A 17,327-nucleotide genomic window follows, 5' to 3' on the forward strand; every position below is an offset into this window, starting at 1 on the left:
GGCAGGGGGAGCGCACCTGATACTATGCGGATAAGGAAATATGGGGCGAGACAGCGGGAAGAGGATTCGTAGAGGTAAAAAATAATGTGGCCGACGATCTGTCGGCCACTCAGTACAAGACTTAACGCACGTTGGCGCAGGTCAGGCAAAACGCATAACGGTTTTGTGGGTCGTTAAACGCTGCCAGCTTGTCGCTTTCACTTTTAACGGTAGAGGCTACCGAGGCCAGCGGTGCAGGTAACATGGCCTGGAACGCATCTGGCAACATTGCCCGGACAGAACCAGACATGTTGTCCATCACTTTGTCGAAGAAGGTCGGTTCATCAACGTAGTATTCTAGATGCCACTGTTTCACTTTTGCCAGCTCTGCTGCTTTGGCGACCGCATCATCGAAATCACCGAGACTATCGACCAGCCCGTTAGCTTTTGCATCCTGACCGGTCCAGACGTGGCCCTGGGCGATTTTATCAATCTGCTCCGGCGTTGAATGACGCGCATCAGCAACCAGCGTGATAAAGCGTTTATAGCCATTCTCAATGCTTAACTGCATCATCTGCTGCGCTTCCGGCGGCAGTGCCCTGGTGATAGAAACATCCGCCAGCGGTGAAGTTGAGACGCCATCGGTATGAACACCAATCGAATCCAGACTATTTTCTACGGTGGTGATCACGCCGAAGATACCGATAGAACCGGTCAGGGTGCTGGGGTTAGCCACAATGTAATTAGCTGGTGTGGAAATCCAGTAACCACCAGATGCCGCCATGCCGCCCATCGATACAACCACAGGCTTACCCGCTGCCCGGGCTGCTGCCAGTTCAGCGCGAATCACTTCAGACGCGGTAACGCTGCCGCCGGGACTATTAACACGCAGAACAATCGCTTTCACTTTCGGGTCAAGGCGAGCGTCGCGGATTTGTGCCGCAGTGGTATCACCGCCAACATTCCCCTGAGTTTCCTCGCCATCCATAATTGCGCCATTCGCGAAGACGACACCGATGCTGTCACCGGTATCTGCCGGTGTTTTCAATGCGTAATCGTAATAACTGATGGCGCGATAATTTTTATCAGTCTTACTCCAGCCGAACTCTTTGGTCAGAGCTTTTTCGATTTCGGCACTTGATGCCAGTGCATCGACCAGCTTGTTTTCCAGCGCATATTTCGCGGTATCGCCACCGGTTTTGGTTAAACCCTCAAGCAACCCTTGCGCGCCAGGGAATACCTGCTGAGCAGGGATCTGCCGGTTAGCGGCAACAGTATTCAGATAGTTTTGCCACAGCTCACCAATCCAGCGGCTGTCAGCTTCGCGAGCTGCCGGCGACATATCATCACGAATAAACGGTTCAACGGCAGATTTATACGTACCCACGCGGAACACATGGGTGGAAACTTTCAGCTTATCCAGTAACGATTTGTAGTACAGACCGTTGGTGGCAAAACCGTGCAGATCAACCACACCTTGCGGAGACAGCCAAATTTTATTGGCGAAACTGGCGAGATAATATTGCCCCTGGCTGTAGTTCTCGCCAACGGCATAAACCGGTTTCCCGCTGTCACGAAACTCTTTCAGGGCTTTGCCGATGTACTGCATAGACGGCTGGTCGCCGCCTGCGAAGTTTTTCAGATCCATCACGATACCGGTGATATTGCGGTCATCCTTCGCCTGGCGAATGGTATTGACGATATCAAACAGTGAGTTTTCCTGCAGACGATCGGAACTGGCACCAAGCAGTTGGCGGCTTAATTTACTAAACCGCTGAGAACTGTCGGGTTTATCGACGATCACACCAGAAATGTCCAGCAGCAGTGCGCCACGACTGGCCGTTTCTTTCGAATCACCACCGCTGACCTGCATCCAAATCCCCACACCAACCAGTACGAGAAAAATAAAGAACAGGTTAAGTACCATTTCACGGACGAAATTCAGCAGACGCCACGTCCATTTAAAAAATCCGGCAATAAATCGCCAAAGGGTTCGCATGTATTCTCCCAACTAAAGGTCACACCTGTCACAGGCGCAATAGATGTGGTTATCGTAATGACCCAACCGGCACTTGTCAGCAGGAATTGCGGACTGGGCTGTAACAAAATCCACTCTCGTGTTAATTTTGTGAATAAATATCATGACAGGAGTTAATCAAATGGATGCACTCGAACTATTGATCAATCGCCGTAGCGCCTCCCGCCTGGCTGAACCTGCGCCAACGGGTGAACAACTGCAAAACATACTGCGAGCGGGTATGCGTGCGCCGGACCATAAGTCCATGCAACCGTGGCATTTTTTTGTGATTGAAGGGGAAGGACGCGAGCGTTTCAGCGCATTATTGGAACAGGGGGCGATTGCTGCCGGTAGTGATGAAAAAGCTATCGACAAAGCGCGTAATGCGCCGTTCCGCGCACCGCTCATCATAACGGTGGTGGCAAAATGCGAAGAAAATCATAAAGTCCCGCGCTGGGAACAGGAAATGTCTGCGGGATGCGCGGTCATGGCGATGCAAATGGCAGCAGTTGCCCAGGGGTTTGGCGGCATCTGGCGCAGTGGCGCATTAACTGAAAGTCCGGTAGTGCGTGAAGCATTCGGTTGCCGTGAGCAGGATAAAATTGTCGGTTTTCTCTACCTTGGTACGCCGCAGCTGAAAGCATCTACGTCGATTAACGTCCCGGACCCGACGCCGTTTGTCACTTATTTCTGATAATTGTCGCGAAACTGTCTGGATTGTGAGCAAAGGCGCAGGAATTCAGACACTCTCACTTATCACTTCACGGAATGAGGGTTACCATACCCGGATTGCATTGACAGGAGATGTCCATGAGCGAGAACTCGATTCGTTTGACCCAATACAGCCACGGAGCTGGTTGCGGCTGTAAAATTTCCCCAAAAGTGTTGGAAACTATCCTGCACAGTGAGCAGGCGAAGTTTGTTGATCCGAATTTGCTTGTGGGTAATGAAACCCGCGACGATGCGGCGGTGTACGATCTGGGCAATGGCACCAGCGTTATCAGTACCACCGACTTCTTTATGCCGATCGTTGATAATCCTTTCGATTTTGGCCGCATTGCGGCGACTAACGCCATCAGTGATATCTTCGCGATGGGTGGCAAACCGATTATGGCGATTGCGATCCTCGGCTGGCCTATTAACAAACTTTCCTCTGAAATTGCCCGCGAAGTAACCGAAGGTGGACGCTATGCATGCCGTCAGGCGGGTATTGCGCTGGCTGGCGGTCACTCCATCGATGCGCCGGAGCCGATTTTTGGTCTGGCGGTAACGGGGATCGTACCGACCGAGCGGGTGAAGAAAAACAGTACCGCACAAGCCGGATGCAAACTGTTCCTGACGAAACCGCTGGGGATCGGCGTTCTTACCACGGCTGAGAAAAAATCACTGCTGAAACCAGAACATCAGGGACTGGCGACGGAAGTGATGTGCCGGATGAACATCGCAGGCGCGTCCTTTGCCAACATCGAAGGCGTAAAAGCGATGACCGACGTTACGGGCTTTGGTCTGCTGGGGCATTTAAGCGAAATGTGTCAGGGTGCTGGTGTGCAGGCGCGCGTCGACTATGAAGCGATCCCGAAACTGCCGGGGGTTGAAGAGTACATTAAGTTGGGCGCAGTGCCTGGCGGCACCGAACGTAACTTTGCCAGCTACGGTCATCTGATGGGTGAAATGCCGCGTGAAGTGCGCGATTTGCTGTGCGATCCGCAAACTTCTGGCGGTTTGCTGCTGGCGGTCATGCCGGAAGCAGAAAATGAGGTTAAAGCTACAGCCGCCGAGTTTGGCATTGAACTGACGGCGATTGGCGAACTGGTGCCAGCGCGCGGCGGTCGTGCCATGGTTGAGATCCGTTAATTCAATGCGGTTGTTTATTGCCGAAAAACCGAGTCTGGCGCGCGCCATTGCTGATGTCCTGCCCAAACCGCACCGGAAAGGCGATGGCTTTATCGAGTGCGGTAATGGTCAGGTAGTGACCTGGTGTATCGGTCACCTGCTTGAGCAGGCGCAGCCAGACGCCTACGACAGCCGCTATGCGCGCTGGAATCTTGCGGATTTGCCGATTGTCCCGGAAAAGTGGCAATTACAGCCCCGACCCTCCGTGACTAAACAACTTAATGTCATCAAACGCTTCCTGCATGAAGCCAGCGAAATCGTTCACGCCGGTGACCCGGATCGCGAAGGGCAATTACTGGTGGATGAAGTGCTGGACTATCTGCAACTGGCACCGGAAAAGCGCCAGCAGGTGCAGCGTTGCTTGATAAACGACCTGAACCCGCAGGCGGTTGAGCGGGCGATCGACCGTCTTCGTTCCAACAGTGAGTTTGTACCGCTGTGCGTTTCTGCGCTGGCGCGAGCGCGTGCCGACTGGCTGTACGGCATCAATATGACCCGTGCGTATACTATTCTCGGTCGCAATGCCGGTTATCAGGGCGTACTTTCCGTGGGACGCGTGCAGACGCCCGTGCTCGGGCTGGTAGTGCGCCGCGACGAAGAGATTGAAAACTTCGTGGCGAAAGATTTCTTTGAAGTCAAAGCGCATATCGTGACACCTGCCGATGAGCGGTTTACCGCTATCTGGCAACCGAGCGAAGCGTGTGAACCTTATCAGGATGAAGAAGGGCGCTTGTTACATCGTCCGCTGGCGGAGCATGTGGTCAACCGCATCAGCGGCCAACCGGCTATTGTCACCAGCTATAACGATAAACGGGAATCAGAATCCGCACCGCTACCGTTTTCGCTTTCGGCGTTGCAGATTGAAGCGGCAAAACGCTTTGGTCTGAGCGCGCAGAACGTGCTTGATATCTGCCAGAAGTTGTACGAAACGCACAAGCTAATCACTTATCCGCGTTCCGATTGTCGCTATCTGCCAGAAGAGCATTTTGCCGGACGCCACGCAGTGATGAATGCCATCAGCGTTCATGCACCGGGCTTGTTACCGCAGCCAGTGGTCGATCCAGATATACGCAACCGCTGCTGGGATGACAAAAAGGTCGATGCGCACCACGCCATCATCCCGACCGCACGGAGTTCTGCGATCAACCTGACGGAGAACGAAGCGAAGGTCTATAACCTGATTGCCCGTCAGTATTTGATGCAGTTCTGCCCGGATGCGGTGTTCCGCAAGTGTGTTATCGAACTGGACATTGCCAAAGGCAAATTTGTCGCTAAAGCACGTTTTCTTGCTGAAGCAGGCTGGCGCACACTGTTAGGCAGCAAAGAGCGCGATGAAGAAAACGACGGCACGTCGCTGCCTGTGGTGGCGAAAGGCGATGAGTTGCTGTGTGAAAAAGGTGAAGTGGTAGAGCGGCAAACCCAGCCGCCGCGCCATTTTACCGATGCAACACTGCTTTCAGCGATGACCGGGATAGCACGTTTTGTGCAGGACAAAGATCTGAAAAAGATCCTTCGTGCGACCGATGGTCTGGGGACAGAAGCGACTCGCGCCGGGATTATTGAACTGCTGTTCAAGCGAGGCTTCCTGACCAAAAAAGGGCGCTATATCCACTCCACCGACGCCGGAAAAGCATTATTCCATTCGCTGCCAGAGATGGCAACGAGACCGGACATGACCGCGCACTGGGAATCGGTGCTGACGCAAATCAGCGAAAAGCAGTGTCGCTACCAGGACTTTATGCAACCGCTGGTGGGGACGCTGTATCAGTTGATTGATCAGGCAAAGCGCACGTCGGTAAGGCAGTTTCGGGGAATAATGGCTCCCGGCGGTGGAGAAGGGAAGAAAAAGGATTCGCCACGCAAGAGAGCGCCGAAAAAAAGCCCGCCATCAGAAGAGGCGGGCAATGGAGTGATAACATAAAGGTTCTTTCAACCATCTGATACTGAAGATTTTTATTGCCGGATAAGGCGTTTGCGCTGTATCCGGCACAATTGTCTTAAATCACGCCCTGGCTTAACATCGCATCGGCAACCTTCACAAAACCGGCAATGTTCGCACCCTGCACGTAGTTGGTTTGCTCACCTTCACCACCATGCTCGACACAGGCATGGTGGATATCCAGCATGATGTGATGCAAACGTGCGTCAACTTTCTCGGCTTTCCAGCCCAGGCGCGCAGCGTTTTGTGCCATTTCCAGGCCCGATGTTGCTACACCGCCAGCATTAGCCGCTTTACCCGGTGCAAACAGTACGCCTGCCTGCTGGAACAGTTCAGTCGCTTCGATGGTGGTCGGCATATTTGCCCCTTCAGCGACGGCTTTAACGCCATTGGCGATAAGCTGATGCGCGGCGTCAACATCCAGTTCGTTCTGGGTGGCGCAAGGCAGGGCGATATCAACCGGTACAGACCACGGCTGTTGGCCTTCGAGATAGACCAGACCAAATTCTTTGGCGTAATCAGCCACTCGACCATCGCGGCTGGCTTTGATTTCGATAAGACGTGCCAGTTTCTCTTTCGTGAATCCGCTTTCATCAACTACAGTGCCACTGGAGTCTGACGCAGTGATCACACGAGCACCAAATTCCATCGCTTTTTCGATAGCGTATTGGGCGACGTTGCCGGAGCCAGAAACGGAAACGCGCATTCCTTCAAAACCCATACCGTGGCGTTTTAGCATTGCTTCTGTGAAATAAACCAGACCGTAGCCGGTAGCTTCCGGGCGAATAAGACTGCCGCCAAATGAAAGGCCCTTACCGGTGAAGACGCAGGCGGTATTGTTGGAGAGCTTTTTCATCATCCCCGCCATAAAGCCGACTTCACGACCACCAACCCCGATATCACCTGCCGGAACGTCGGTATCCGCGCCCAGGTGGCGATACAGTTCAGTCATCAGCGCCTGGCAAAAACGCATCACTTCACCTTCGCTTTTTCCTTTCGGATCGAAATCGCTGCCGCCTTTACCACCGCCCATCGGCAGAGTAGTCAGGGCATTTTTGAAGGTTTGTTCGAAGCCGAGGAATTTGAGAATGGAAAGGTTAACTGACGGATGGAAGCGCATACCGCCTTTGTACGGGCCGATGGCAGAGCTGAACTGCACACGCCATGCACGGTTGACCTGTACCTGGTTGCGATCATCAACCCATACCACGCGAAACTGGATCACGCGCTCCGGTTCAACCAGACGCTCCAGTAATGACATCTGGCGATATTTTGGATTTTGTTCAAGAAAAGGCCAGAGTGTGGTCATTACTTCACGAACGGCTTGCGCGAACTCGGTTTGATTCGGGTCGCGCTTTTGGACATGGTTGAGGAATGACTCCAGAGAATATGTCTGATCCATAGATATAAAACCCTTATATATTAATACGATTGTGCTTATGTTGTTTATGTCATGTGCTTTTGCAGTTTTCGACTATACCATCAAGAATGTGACGGTAAGCAAGAAAAAAATGACCCAGGAAAGCAAATTAATAACGAGAGTAATCTCATAACCAAATGCGATAGCTCAGACGCTAAAGTTATGCCGCCCGGCTACCGTTATTAGTAGCAGAGACAATAACGTTAAGGAGTTCCCTGTGAGTCGAGCATTGTTCGCCGTAGTATTAGCATTTCCATTAATTGCACTGGCTAACCCGCATTATCGTCAGGACGTGGAGGTGAACGTACCGCCAGAAGTGTTCAGTTCAGGCGGGCAGTCAGCGCAGCCCTGTACTCAGTGCTGCGTTTATCAGGATCAAAATTATTCTGAAGGGGCGGTAATTAAAGCCGAAGGAATACTCCTGCAATGCCAGCGGGATGACAAAACCCTTAGCACTAATCCGCTGGTCTGGCGGCGCGTAAAGCCATAAACGCCTCTAATAGTGGAATGTCAGCAGGGGCCAGCGGATATTGCAGCGCCTCTTCAGGTGTGCACCAGACCAGCGCCTGATGTTCATGTGCCTGTAACGTCCCGTGGAAGTCGGGTACGTGCCAGGCATGAAGATGGATAATCCGCCCTGAAACTTCTCGCTGATGGCTGGCAACATATTCACCCACAGCTGCTTCGATGCCCAGTTCTTCGCGTAACTCACGCACCAGCGCCTGCCGCTGGCTTTCATCCGGCTCGACTTTACCACCGGCAAACTCCCATAATCCCGCCTGATCGCTATGGGCGGGGCGTTGCGCGAGTAAAATTTTGCCATCACGTTCGATGATGGCGGCAACAACTTCAATCATTTTCATAAATTACACACGGGCAGATAAGCGAAAAATGCCATAATATCCGCACTGTTGCTCAATCAGAAAGGCTTTATATTTAAGGAGTGCCTGTGCTAGACCGCCATCTTCATCCCCGGATTAAACCGTTGTTGCATCAGTGCGTGCGGGTTCTTGATAAACCGGGCATTACGCCAGATGGTTTAACATTAGTGGGATTTGCCATCGGCGTGCTGGCACTGCCTTTTCTGGCGCTGGGCTGGTATCTGACGGCGCTAGTCGTCATTTTGTTGAATCGTCTGCTTGATGGTCTGGATGGCGCACTGGCGCGGCGCAGAGGGCTTACCGACGCGGGCGGCTTTCTCGATATTTCTCTCGATTTTCTCTTTTACGCGCTGGTGCCGTTTGGTTTTATTCTTGCTGCACCGGAGCAAAATGCGCTGGCAGGCGGCTGGCTGCTGTTTGCGTTTATCGGTACGGGCAGCAGTTTTCTCGCCTTTGCTGCGCTGGCGACGAAACATCAGATTGATAATCCCGGTTATGCGCATAAATCGTTTTATTATCTTGGCGGGTTAACCGAAGGCAGCGAGACGATTTTGCTGTTTGTTCTGAGTTGCCTCTTTCCGGCCTGTTTTCCGTGGTTTGCGTGGGTATTTGGTGCGCTGTGTTGGATGACGACCTTTACGCGGGTGTGGAGTGGGTATCTGACGCTGAAGTCGCTCCAGCGTCAGTAATTGCAATGTTATTTGCTGCTGTCCGGGCCGCGTTCACCGGTTGCTACCGGATTTTTTGGATCGCTGCTCCATTCGTACCAGCCGCCGTCGTAAACGGAGACGTTATTCCAGCCCATTGCTCGTGCGTACATAAAGGTTTCGGACGCGCGCCAGCCGGTGCCGCAGTAGAATGAAACTTGCTGATCTGGTCTGATATTCCATGCTTTCCACATAGCCGTAATATCACCGGCGCTGCGCATGGTGCCATCTGGGTTATGAAAATCTTCCATATGCGTCGAGTCGCTACCAGCGTGTCCCCAACGTGCTCCGGCTATTTCACCTTTTGGTTTAATATAGCTGTAACCGCTGGTCGTACCGATAAATTCTGGCCACGAACGAATGCTCACCAGCGATGCATCCTGGCGATGCAGCAGTCCACGCGCCTGTTCCATATCAAGCATCAGTTGCGGTTGTGCCGGGATCTTCACGCCGAAATCCGGTTCCGCTTTCACTTTCGCTGGCGTACCGCGCTCAACGGGCAGACCCGCGTCGGACCAGGTTTGCCAGCCGCCATCCAGCAGGCGCACATCTTTCACGCCGGCATAAAGCATTATCTGCGCCACACGCGCTGCAGCGTATACGTCACGCCCGTACAGAATGACCGTGGTGTCATGGCGAATGCCGTGTTTTGCCAGCATCGCTTTTAGTTGTTCATCAGAAACTTTGTTCCACAGCGGTTCGCTTTCCACTTCGTTGGTATCGATGTAGTCAGCGCCGGGAATATGACTGATAAGGTAAAGCTTAGGAGCGCCCCAGGCCGCTTCAATGACTTTCCAGTCACCGGCAGGTTTCGCCGTAACCTCTTTACCTTGTTGCAGGTCATGCAGCCATTGCGGATAAACCAGCTGCTCAAAGTGCGGCAGTTTTTGCAGACGGGAAGGTTCACTTAGCGCGTCACTCAGGATGGAGATATGCGTAAAACCTGCTTTTTGCAGACGCGTTTTGACGGCATCGACATCTTTGTCATTACCGTACAGCGCAACCGGAGCATCGGCTTTCAGGTTATGTAGCTTGATCCACGCGTTAAGCTGTTCGGTGCTCATTTTGTCGAGCCAGCTAGCAGAGAGGTTTAAGGCGGCAGGTTCATGACCAGAAGGGCCATTTAAGGTTTGTGGCCAGCCGTTATAAAACGCGCTGGGGCGAGTATCTATCGCTTTGCCATTTTGTTGTTGAAGCTGGTCAAGTGTAAGAGGCTTCGCCAGTTCAGCGGCCCACGAAGAAGCGCAAGCCAGCCCTAAAGCCATTGCCAGCGCGGTCATTTGAGAAACACGTTTCATCGAAAATCCCGACATTGTAGTTTTGAGTGCGCCATTCTGAACTGACGCATTGAGAAAAACTTTGCGTTATCACAGTTTGTTGTAATTTTCTGACCACTGCGCCATATCCAGAACAGAACTATCAGCAGGAACATCCTGGAGATCGTGCGTTACCTGAACGACGGGGATCGCCAGGGCGCGAACTTCGCTAAATACCCACTGGCGAAAATTATCGCGCAGAGCTACATCAAGACGGCTGAATGGCTCATCCAGTAGCAACGCTTTTGGCTGAGCGAGAAGAGCGCGAAGCAGAGCAACGCGCGCTCGCTGACCGCCAGACAAAGTGGCAGGATCCTGATGGAACATACCGCCAAGCCCCGCACGCTCCAGCGCATCATTTACCGCATCGCGCCTTGCAACACCTTTGAGTGCCGCTGGCAGAGCCAGCAGTAAATTTTGCCCGACGCTGAACTGGTCAAATAACAGTGCATCCTGGAAAAGAATGCCAATCTGACGCTCTGCGGTGGGTAGCATGTCAATCCGTTGCTCATTGAGCCATAGCTCACCTGTACAAGAAAACTGTCCGGCCAGCGCACCAATCATCCATGAAAACAGAGTGGATTTTCCACAGCCAGACGGCCCCATTAACGTGACAATGTCACATTTATCCACCGTAAAGTTAACGTTTGTCAGCAAGCAGCTTTCTGGTAAACGTAGCGAAACATTTTTCACGCAGAGCATTAGCGGAGTCCTTGTCTGACATAACCTACCCATTTTGCGACTAACGCGGTCAGGGCAAAAATAATAAGCGGTAATAGCAGTTGCCATAAAGCCTGGGCGGCGAGAATACCGTTGCTGCCGCCGCTGCTTAATGCCACCGCTTCAGTGGTGAGCGTCGGAAAACGCCCCGCGCCCAGCCACAGCGTCGGCATATACTGTGCAATACTGACTGAAAATCCCACCGCGAAGGCAATCAGCGTAGGGCGTAGCATAAGCGGACATTTCACGTAAAAGAAGATTTTGGACTGCGACCAGCCCAGTGTTTGCGCAATCAAAATTAACCGTGAATCAATGCGCTGCCAGGCGGGTTGCAGGATAAACAGCATCCACGGCATTACCCACAGCAGATGCCCCCAGACCACCGCCGTCCAGCTTCCATCCATGTTTAGCCATAGCGCCAGCGTGTACTGGCCCGCCACCAGTGGCAGAGCGGGTAATAAAATGGGCAACCATAGCCACAACTGGCGACGCTGTGGCCCCCATTCCAGCCACAGCAGTAACAGGAGCAAAGCGATGAATGTCGCCACCAGCCCCATTGTCAGGCTGTTGATGAGCGCTTCACTATTGATCGTCGACTGATCCGCGAGGATCGTCAGCAGAACCACACACAGCACACCGGTTAAGGGTAAAAGACTCGCCAGCGTAATGCCAGGCAATAAAGGCGTGGCAGGCTTACGAACGCCATCTACGCGGGGAATAGTACGCCGCCAGCTACGCCATAGCAGATAGCCCAGCAAAACGTAGGCGGCGAGTAACAGCATCAGCAGCAGGCTGGCGAGTGCGCCTTTCGTTTGTTGATCGGCTTCGCCCTGAGTTAACCACTGCCAGCTAATTACTGCCAGCGTCGGTGGATTACCTGGCCCAAGAATAATCGCCACATCCACGACCGACAGCGACCAGGCAACAATCGCCAGCATCGCCATTGCCAGCGCAGGCGCGACGGAGGGCAACAGTAGCCAGTTCAGGCATTGCCAGCGGCTGTAGCCCAGCGAATCCAGCACAATGAGTTGCTGCAACAGCCGTTTTTCGCTCAATACTGCCGCTAAGATCCACAATAGAAATGCGCTTTCTTTCACCGCCAGCGTGAAGCCCAGCCCAATACCCAATTTGTCCATTGGCGGAGTGAAATATGGGAAATAGTCATAAAGCAGCCCTCCGTCAGCAAAGAGCAGAAGGGCGCTGGTGGCAAAAGCCACATGGGGAATGGCGAGCAGCCACGGCAGACGGGCGCACATACGCTGCCATTTCGGCCCGGGCCACAGCGCCACAATCACCAGCAGGGCAATCAACAACGCCCCGCCCGCCGCAATGGTTGTCGACACCAGCGTTGCCAGTAATGCCTGCGGTAACTGCGGGTCAGCAAATAACGCCTGCCAGTGTGTCAACGACAAAGCAGGCGATATCAGCGTGAGAGTTGCCGGGATCAGCGGTGCATAAATCACCGCCACCATCGCCCACAGCAAAAAGATTAATGCGTACCGTAACGGTGTAGCCATTCTTGTTCCAGCGCATTTACCCAACCTGCGTGCGGTTCAGCCAGTACCGGCGGCAGATCCTGCGGCATTCTTGATTGCAATTTTTCGCGCTGCCCGTCAGGCAGTTTTTGCGGATCGAGAACCGAAGGATCGCCCCAGACAGCAGGGTCTGCTTTACGCAGTTGTGCATCGGGTGAGAGCAGGAAATTGGCGACAACCTTCGCCGCAGCACTGGCATTCGCGTTAGCAGGAATGGTGACGAAATGCACGTTGCCAATCATTCCCTCGCGAAAACCAAAACTGTAACTGCTTGCAGGCAAATCGCCGCTGGCGATTTTTTGCTGCGCATGCGCGGGGTTAAAGGTCAGTGACAGGCGCAATGTGTCGGCTTTCAGCAGAGCATCCATCCGCGCGGGCGAAGGCGGGAAATCCTTTCCTTCGCGCCACAAATACGGATGTAGTGCATCAAGATATTGCCATAAGGGCGCAGTGACGCTGGCGAAAGTGGCATCGTCCGGCGCTTCTTTTAATGCTGTGGGATCTGGCGTTAGCATAATCAGCAACTGTTCAAGAAACGCCGTGCCGGTAAAGTCCGGTGGGCGCGGATAGGTAACCGTGCCGGGATTGGCTTTAGCAAACTCCAGTAAGGCTTGCGGCGTTTGTGGTGGCTGTGGCGTAACATCGCGGCGGGCGATAAACGTCAGTTGTGCGCCACCCCAGGGCGATTCAGCCCCTTCTGTAGGCACTGAAAAATCTTCCCGCACCGGCAGCTGCGTGTCGACATAGCGCCAGTTGGGCAGAGTCTCTGCCCAGTCGGTTTGCAGTAAATTAGCCTCTTTTAAGGTGCGGAAGTTTTCGCCGTTCACCCAGAGTAGATCCACCGAGCCGCCCGTTTTGCGCCCGGCAGCAGCTTCGGTCTGAATGCGCTTCACCGCGTCTGCGGCATCCGCGAGACGAACAATCTTCAGGTTTATATCGTAATGGGTTTTCATCTCGCCGCTAACCCAGTCGAGATAGCGGTTAATTGCGGTATCGCCGCCCCAGGCGTTAAACCAGACGGTTTGCCCTTTGGCGTCGTTTTTGATTTCCTGCCAGTCTCTGGCATGTGTTGCCAAAGAAAACAGCGATAACAATCCCAGCAACCACCCACAATGGCGCATCATCTCTCCTTAAGAACGTTTGTCAGGAATACGGCACAGCCCCTGAGCGGGAATGTCCATGGCAGAATTAAAACGGGCTGACAGATTTTGCAGGCCGATCAATGCCGTCAGTTCGGTGAGTGCCTGAGCGTCAAAATGGGTAGCCAGTCGGGTACGCAGGGCATCATCGACCGTTGGCGGTGTGACGCTTGCGGCTTCGGCGTACTCCAGCGCCAGCCGTTCTTCATCGCTAAAGAGCGGGCTTTGCCGCCAGTCAGCCACTGCCAGCAGTTTATCGGTGCTGCCGGTACGCTCGGCGACTTTCATACTGGTGATATCCACGCAAAACTCACACAGGCACATTTGCGCAATGCGCGCGCTGACAAGCGATCGCACTACTGGATCGAGCGGTGAGCGTTTGCGCTCCAGCCAGCCGACAAACATCGACACCAGATAAAAGATAAACGGGATCCGCCCCCACCAGCGAATGGGGCTTAGCACCTCGCCGTAATGGCGACGATGCAGCCACGCCTGCGGACGTAAAATGAAAGGAATTTTGCTAAGCGGCGGTAAACCCATCAGGCATTCCTCTTCTGGCGCTCAAGCCATATTTTCTTCGCCATAAAAATCACCACGGTCAGGGCAAACAGAATAAACAGTCCGGTGACAAACCAGAAAGTACCGCCTGTTAACATGCTGCCCGCCCAGGAATAAACAATAGTTGCCGGTAACTGACCAAGCCCGGTGGCGATAAAAAACGAGCGAAAACGTATTGAAGTCAAACCGGCAGCATAGCTGATTGGATCGAAAGGGACAAAAGGCAATAACCGACATACCAGGATGGTGTGTTTGCCGTAGCGAGTGAAAAAGCCGTCCATACTGTCAAGTACGGTTTTGCCGGTTAATTTTTCCACCACTTCGCGGCCCATCACTCTGGCGATAAAAAAGCACAGCGCCGCGCCGGCCATCGAACTGGTCCACGACAGTAAGCCGCCCCAGAACGCACCAAACAGCGACGCATTGGCAAAGGTGATCAAAAACGCAGGTAGCGGTGCAGCAATGGCCTGTAAAATCATCAACAAGAACGAGACAACTGCCGCTAGTGCGCCGTAAGACTGAATAAAGCGTTCTATACCCTGTTGGTCCACGGCGGCAAACGCCGCAACGCTGCGATTGATAAACTCATGGACGCCGGGAAGCAGCGCCCATGCCAGCAGCACAGCGAACAACAGGATGATGAGGGTTATACGGTAGTACCAGATTTTACGCGATTGCATCTTCATCATCCGTTATCCTGCTTTATTCGGTGATTTTAAAGGTAACCGTTGCCAGCGTGTTATCCGCCGGGAGAACTGAGGCATTGCCTTTGAATTTCACTTCGCCGCGTTTTTCCACCGCACCATAAGTGTATGTTGCATTGCTGACGATGCCGACCGGGCAGCTATCCAGACACACCAGGCAACCCGTTTTCTTCTCTTCTGCTGCCGTTAAATTACCGCCAAAGCGCATGTCCAGTTTCTTACCATTACTGTCAACAATCACTTCATCGAAGGAATACGCTTTTGCCGCCCCTTGCCAGTTGACCGAAATATCCAGTTTGCTGCCTGTGACATGAGTCGTTTCTTTATTATCCATCGTCATGTTTTCGCCCGGCGTACCACCTGCCTCTTTCAGGGCTTCATAAAATGCTTTCGGGGTCGCATAACCCATAAACAGCGATTTATGTCCGTTGGAGCCATCTTTAAACACAATACCGTGACGAGTGTCGTCGGTGAGGAAACGACCATTAATTTGCACCAGCATGGTTACCGTATGGTTATTGGCATCGACACGCAGCGGTTGGCTGTTCGAAAGTCCGTCGTATTCCACTTTTGCAGCAGCATTCTCTTTTTGATCGCAGCCGCTAAGCCCGGCAACAGCCAGTAAGCAGAGTGCAGCCAGTCCTTTTTTCCATGACACTGAATAATGTTGCAACATCGTTCTATCCTTCATTTTTTGGGTGAGTAAGTGGGCTGCGGCGCGAAGCAGACAGATCCACATGTTTGTGTCGGGCGTAGAGTTTTGCGAGCTGGACGAGAATAAACAGCGCCAGGCCCGCCAGACAGAGTTGTAAAATAAAGCGCAGCGTAATGCCTTCATTGGCGAGATCGCTTGCCATCACGGTATAAATAACAATACCGGGCAGGGTTGTGAGTGCCGAAATAAGGGTATAAGGCCAGAAGGTGATTGTGGTTAATCCGTAAGCGTAATTTTGAATATTGTAAGGAAACAACGGGATTAAGCGGGTCAGAATAAGAAAATCAATACCGTTACGCGCAATGCCTTTTTCAATGGCCTGAAAGGTATGGCTATGGCCAACGTATTTCAGCAGTAAATCACGTCCCAGCCAGCGCGCCAGCAGGAATGAGCACGAGGAGGCCAGCGTGGCGGCAATTAATGATAGTAGTGTCCCTAAGAGCGGGCCAAAAACTATTCCTCCAGCGATCACCAGTATGCTTCCTGGTAACAGAAAGAGGGTGGCAATGATGAATAACAGAATATAGAGGCTATAACCGAACAATCCGCTCTGGCGAATGAGTGTCAGTAAGTGAGGTAAATCGGTGAGCAGCTCGAATAAACCGAAAGCGTGGAAAGCGTAAATGACCAGCGCAAAAATAAGACAGGCAAAAAGAAATTTACGCTCAGCGTTCATCGTGGAGTTTCCTATATCAAACTTGATAATAGAGAAGTGGTCAGACAACTAAAAACGCAGTGACGGTATAACAAAGGACGGCAGGCAACAAATCATTACTGACAGTTTGTTGATTTTTCTCAAGGTTAATTCTCCTGACCCAGTTTGAGCCAGGAGAGCTGCTAAATTAGCGGCGGAAGGTCGCCCAGACGGGGGCGTGATCGGACGGTTTTTCCATGCTGCGAATTTCATAGTCGATGCCGGTTTCTACGCAACATTCTGCCAGCGGTTGGCTGGCGAGAAGCAGGTCGATGCGCAGACCACGGTTATCGTCAAAACCTTTTGAGCGGTAATCAAACCATGAGAAACGATCGGCTGTTTGTGGATTCGCATGGCGGAAGGTATCGACCAACCCCCAGCTCATCAGTCTCTCCATCCATTCGCGTTCCTCCGGGAGGAAAGAACATTTTCCGGTACGCAGCCAGCGCTTACGGTTCTCTTCGCCAATGCCAATATCCAGGTCGCCAGGACTGATATTCATATCGCCCATAATCAGCACCGGATTTTCACGCTTGAGTTCGGTTTCCAGGTAGTTTTGCAGATTCTGATAAAACTGCGCTTTTGCCGGGAATTTTATCGGATGGTCGCGGCTTTCACCCTGCGGGAAGTAACCGTTGATCACGGTGACATTACCCAGCGGTGAGGGGATTTCCGCCATAATAATCCGCCGCTGCGCCTCTTCGTCGTCACCGGGAAAGCCGCGACGCACGGCAATCGGCGTCTCTTTGGTCAGCAGCGCCACGCCATAATGGCCTTTCTGCCCGTGATAAAACACGTTGTAGCCGAGCTTCGCCACCTCTTCGAGCGGAAACATATCGTCATGAACTTTTGTCTCCTGCAGGCCAATTACATCCGGTTGGTGCTTTTCGACGATGGCTTCAAGCTGGTGAGGTCTGGCGCGCAGGCCGTTGATATTAAAAGAGACAAATTTCATAGTCGCTGCCATTTATTCAGATAAAGAGTGCGTGGATGGTAGCAGAATTTCGCTTTGCGTACCGCCTGTTGTTAAGTGATTTGATCGATGGTTGTTAATGATGTCAACGATGGCGCAAAAAATGCCCGCTTTTGGTGCGCGCTGCGTCAGAATGG

Annotated in this window: 17 protein-coding genes; 5 read left to right on the top strand and 12 right to left on the bottom strand. The window is 52.7% G+C overall.

What is annotated here, in order from left to right; translation table 11 throughout:
- Positions 1 to 121: 121 nt before the first annotated feature.
- Positions 122 to 1,978, bottom strand: a complete 1,857-nt coding sequence (sppA, locus tag ACJHXB_RS14860; protein ID WP_001259824.1) for a signal peptide peptidase SppA — start codon at positions 1,976 to 1,978, stop codon at positions 122 to 124.
- Positions 1,979 to 2,138: 160 nt separating this feature from the next.
- Here sppA and ACJHXB_RS14865 point away from each other — a divergent pair, with 160 nt between their 5' ends.
- The 3 genes from ACJHXB_RS14865 (at position 2,139) to topB (ending at position 5,810) form a co-directional block, all read left to right on the top strand.
- Positions 2,139 to 2,690: an NAD(P)H nitroreductase gene (locus tag ACJHXB_RS14865; protein ID WP_000339271.1), complete on the top strand. Its 552-nt coding sequence runs from the start codon at positions 2,139 to 2,141 to the stop codon at positions 2,688 to 2,690.
- A gap of 116 nt (positions 2,691 to 2,806) precedes the next feature.
- Positions 2,807 to 3,850: a selenide, water dikinase SelD gene (gene selD / locus ACJHXB_RS14870; RefSeq protein WP_001469179.1), complete on the top strand. Its 1,044-nt coding sequence runs from the start codon at positions 2,807 to 2,809 to the stop codon at positions 3,848 to 3,850.
- Positions 3,851 to 3,854: 4 nt separating this feature from the next.
- The gene (gene topB, locus ACJHXB_RS14875) at positions 3,855 to 5,810 is read left to right on the top strand and encodes a DNA topoisomerase III (protein WP_001235825.1); all 1,956 of its coding nucleotides are present in this window, start codon (positions 3,855 to 3,857) and stop codon (positions 5,808 to 5,810) included.
- Positions 5,811 to 5,886: 76 nt separating this feature from the next.
- Here topB and gdhA read toward each other — a convergent pair whose 3' ends face one another.
- Positions 5,887 to 7,230 (bottom strand): NADP-specific glutamate dehydrogenase, encoded by a 1,344-nt coding sequence (gene gdhA / locus ACJHXB_RS14880; protein WP_000373044.1) that lies wholly within the window; start codon positions 7,228 to 7,230, stop codon positions 5,887 to 5,889.
- A gap of 235 nt (positions 7,231 to 7,465) precedes the next feature.
- On the opposite strand from gdhA, the gene ACJHXB_RS14885 reads away from it, so the two are divergent.
- Positions 7,466 to 7,738, top strand: a complete 273-nt coding sequence (locus tag ACJHXB_RS14885) for a YnjH family protein (protein ID WP_000085245.1) — start codon at positions 7,466 to 7,468, stop codon at positions 7,736 to 7,738.
- Here ACJHXB_RS14885 and nudG read toward each other — a convergent pair.
- Positions 7,704 to 8,111: a CTP pyrophosphohydrolase gene (nudG, locus tag ACJHXB_RS14890; RefSeq protein WP_000781867.1), complete on the bottom strand. Its 408-nt coding sequence runs from the start codon at positions 8,109 to 8,111 to the stop codon at positions 7,704 to 7,706. The two genes, ACJHXB_RS14885 and nudG, sit on opposite strands and share 35 nt — an antisense overlap.
- Before the next feature lie 86 nt (positions 8,112 to 8,197).
- Here nudG and ACJHXB_RS14895 point away from each other — a divergent pair, with 86 nt between their 5' ends.
- Complete coding sequence (locus ACJHXB_RS14895) at positions 8,198 to 8,818, top strand: CDP-alcohol phosphatidyltransferase family protein (protein WP_001469178.1); 621 nt, start codon at positions 8,198 to 8,200, stop codon at positions 8,816 to 8,818.
- 8 nt (positions 8,819 to 8,826) lie between these two features.
- Here ACJHXB_RS14895 and ynjE read toward each other — a convergent pair whose 3' ends face one another.
- The 9 genes from ynjE to xthA all read right to left on the bottom strand — a co-directional run bounded on the left by ynjE (position 8,827) and on the right by xthA (position 17,172).
- The gene (gene ynjE / locus ACJHXB_RS14900) at positions 8,827 to 10,134 is read right to left on the bottom strand and encodes a thiosulfate sulfurtransferase YnjE (RefSeq protein WP_001469177.1); all 1,308 of its coding nucleotides are present in this window, start codon (positions 10,132 to 10,134) and stop codon (positions 8,827 to 8,829) included.
- Positions 10,135 to 10,203: 69 nt separating this feature from the next.
- The gene (locus ACJHXB_RS14905; protein WP_000882822.1) at positions 10,204 to 10,854 is read right to left on the bottom strand and encodes an ATP-binding cassette domain-containing protein; all 651 of its coding nucleotides are present in this window, start codon (positions 10,852 to 10,854) and stop codon (positions 10,204 to 10,206) included.
- A complete protein-coding gene (locus tag ACJHXB_RS14910; RefSeq protein ID WP_000224998.1) occupies positions 10,854 to 12,389 on the bottom strand; it encodes an ABC transporter permease in 1,536 nt (511 codons plus the stop codon). Before ACJHXB_RS14910 ends, ACJHXB_RS14905 begins: the two co-directional genes overlap by 1 nt.
- Positions 12,362 to 13,528, bottom strand: a complete 1,167-nt coding sequence (locus ACJHXB_RS14915) for an ABC transporter substrate-binding protein (RefSeq protein ID WP_001215287.1) — start codon at positions 13,526 to 13,528, stop codon at positions 12,362 to 12,364. The genes ACJHXB_RS14910 and ACJHXB_RS14915 overlap by 28 nt, the downstream gene beginning before the upstream one ends.
- A gap of 9 nt (positions 13,529 to 13,537) precedes the next feature.
- Complete coding sequence (locus tag ACJHXB_RS14920; RefSeq protein WP_000524083.1) at positions 13,538 to 14,086, bottom strand: carboxymuconolactone decarboxylase family protein; 549 nt, start codon at positions 14,084 to 14,086, stop codon at positions 13,538 to 13,540.
- A complete protein-coding gene (locus ACJHXB_RS14925) occupies positions 14,086 to 14,793 on the bottom strand; it encodes a TVP38/TMEM64 family protein (RefSeq protein ID WP_000977153.1) in 708 nt (235 codons plus the stop codon). Before ACJHXB_RS14925 ends, ACJHXB_RS14920 begins: the two co-directional genes overlap by 1 nt.
- 13 nt (positions 14,794 to 14,806) lie before the next feature.
- Positions 14,807 to 15,484 carry a lipoprotein YdjY gene (gene ydjY, locus ACJHXB_RS14930; protein ID WP_000939207.1) on the bottom strand — a complete coding sequence of 226 codons (678 nt, stop codon included), beginning with the start codon at positions 15,482 to 15,484 and terminating at the stop codon, positions 14,807 to 14,809.
- A gap of 4 nt (positions 15,485 to 15,488) precedes the next feature.
- Complete coding sequence (locus ACJHXB_RS14935; protein WP_001306150.1) at positions 15,489 to 16,199, bottom strand: TVP38/TMEM64 family protein; 711 nt, start codon at positions 16,197 to 16,199, stop codon at positions 15,489 to 15,491.
- A 166-nt stretch (positions 16,200 to 16,365) separates the two neighbouring features.
- Entirely contained in the window at positions 16,366 to 17,172 is an 807-nt protein-coding gene (gene xthA / locus ACJHXB_RS14940; protein WP_000673927.1) for an exodeoxyribonuclease III, read from the bottom strand.
- Between the last annotated feature and the right edge of the window lie 155 nt (positions 17,173 to 17,327).

The sequence above is a fragment of the Escherichia sp. WS3227_2 genome, assembly GCF_046486495.1.
GTDB lineage: Bacteria > Pseudomonadota > Gammaproteobacteria > Enterobacterales > Enterobacteriaceae > Escherichia > Escherichia coli.